Here is a 1,794-nt window from a genome sequence, read left to right as displayed (position 1 = left end):
GCCCTTGGGGCCATAGGTCTTGTGCGAGGTCAGGCTCATCAGGTCGACCGGCAAGGTCGCCAGGTCGATATCAACACGGCCGGTAGCTTGCGCGGCATCGACATGGAAGATGATGCCTTTTTCACGGCACAGCGCACCAATGGCCGGGATGTCCTGAATTACGCCGATTTCGTTGTTGACGAACATGACGCTAACCAGAATCGTGTCGGGGCGGATAGCGGCCTTGAACGCCTCCAGGTCGAGCAGGCCGTCGGCTTGCACGTCCATGTAAGTCACTTCAAAACCCTGGCGTTCCAGTTCGCGGCAGGTGTCCAGCACGGCCTTGTGCTCGGTCTTGACCGTGATGATGTGCTTGCCCTTGGTCTTGTAGAAATGGGCCGCACCCTTCAGAGCCAAATTGTTGGACTCGGTTGCGCCGCTGGTCCAGACGATTTCACGCGGGTCGGCACCAATCAGGTCGGCGATCTGCTCACGCGCTTTCTCGACGGCGGCTTCTGCTTCCCAGCCCCAGGCATGGCTGCGCGAAGCGGGGTTGCCGAAATGCTCGCGCAACCAGGGAATCATGGCGTCCACTACCCGCGGGTCGCAGGGATTCGTGGCGCTGTAGTCCATGTAGATGGGAAAGTGAGGGGTGTCCATGTGGCTAGCTCTTTAAATTCACAGGCTGGCTGGCAGCGCGATCAATGAAGTCAATGCAATCGGGTCACAAAGGGATGAAGCCGGGCAGACGCCCGGCATCGCTCCATCAGGATTTGGAAAATGCATTGCCCAGTGCGAAGACCGAGTTCGGCGCATTCACGCGGATCGGCTTGACAACCGGCGCTGTGAAAATGGCTTTTTTGACCTGCGGGGTATTCTCGATCACCACGCCCTTGGCGAGCTGGTCTTCCACCAGTTTTTGCAGGGTCACGGAGTCCAGGAACTCCACCATGCGGCTGTTCAGTGAAGCCCACAGCTCGTGCGTCATGCAGCGGCCGCCTTCGCCCAGGCAGTTTTCCTTGCCGCCACACTGGGTGGCGTCGATCGGCTCGTCCACCGACACGATGATGTCAGCCACGGTGATCTCGGAAGCCTTGCGGCCCAGCGTATAACCGCCGCCGGGGCCACGGGTGGATTCCACCAGTTCGTGACGGCGCAGTTTGCCGAACAGCTGTTCGAGGTAGGAAAGGGAAATCTGCTGGCGCTGGCTGATAGCGGCCAACGTGACCGGGCCGTTGTTCTGACGCAATCCCAAATCAATCATCGCGGTGACCGCAAAGCGGCCTTTGGTCGTGAGGCGCATAACAAGCTCCTTTAAATGGCTTGACTGTCGTTTTCACCCTGAAAGCTTGTGGCTTACAGGGAACKCTTCCTCCAGCCGCCCAGGTCAGTCAACCGGTATCGCGGGGGCTTTTGTTGTTCTGGTATTGTTCTTGACTGTTTTCGTCAAGTATAACACAAGCAGGGTTTTTCCCGCTGAGACGGCCCCAAACATGGGGACTAACCCGTAGGCAGAGCCATTTAATGCACCGTTTCGGTGCATTAAATGAACCCAGGGGGCTGGTGGATCTAGGCGCGGGCTTGGCCTGCAGAGGTCAGCGGCACGACATTATCGGTGCCAGGCGCACCAAAAGCCTGTTCCTTGAGGATGTGCAGCTGGTCCCGGACCCGGGCGGCCTTTTCGAATTCGAGGTTCTTGGCGTGTTCGATCATCTGCTTTTCCAGGCGCTTGATTTCGCGGGCAATATCCTTCTCGCTCATGTCTTCCACCAACGCCTTCTGCATCTCGATTTTTTCGGCTTCCTTGCCGGATTT

At 58.1% G+C, this 1,794-nt stretch carries 3 protein-coding genes; all 3 read right to left on the bottom strand.

Features of this window, described 5'->3' with window-relative positions:
• Positions 1-639, bottom strand: a 639-nt coding sequence (locus AC1D1X_RS22220; RefSeq protein ID WP_477699210.1) for an aminotransferase class V-fold PLP-dependent enzyme, incomplete at its 3' end; no start/stop codon positions are given.
• A 106-nt stretch (positions 640-745) separates the two neighbouring features.
• The gene (iscR, locus tag AC1D1X_RS22215; RefSeq protein WP_457280416.1) at positions 746-1,282 is read right to left on the bottom strand and encodes a Fe-S cluster assembly transcriptional regulator IscR; all 537 of its coding nucleotides are present in this window, start codon (positions 1,280-1,282) and stop codon (positions 746-748) included.
• Between the two features lie 266 nt (positions 1,283-1,548).
• Positions 1,549-1,794, bottom strand: a 246-nt coding sequence (locus tag AC1D1X_RS22210) for a UvrB/UvrC motif-containing protein (RefSeq protein ID WP_477699209.1), incomplete at its 5' end; no start/stop codon positions are given.

It is taken from the genome of Polaromonas sp. P1_G4 (genome assembly GCF_056405475.1).
This window is presented reverse-complemented; position numbering and strand designations above follow the sequence as displayed.

Excerpts from the sequence above, each read along its gene's own strand:
- iscR (WP_457280416.1), bottom strand. The coding sequence starts at position 1,282 with ATGCGCCTCACGACCAAAGGCCGCTTTGCGGTCACCGCGATGATTGAT.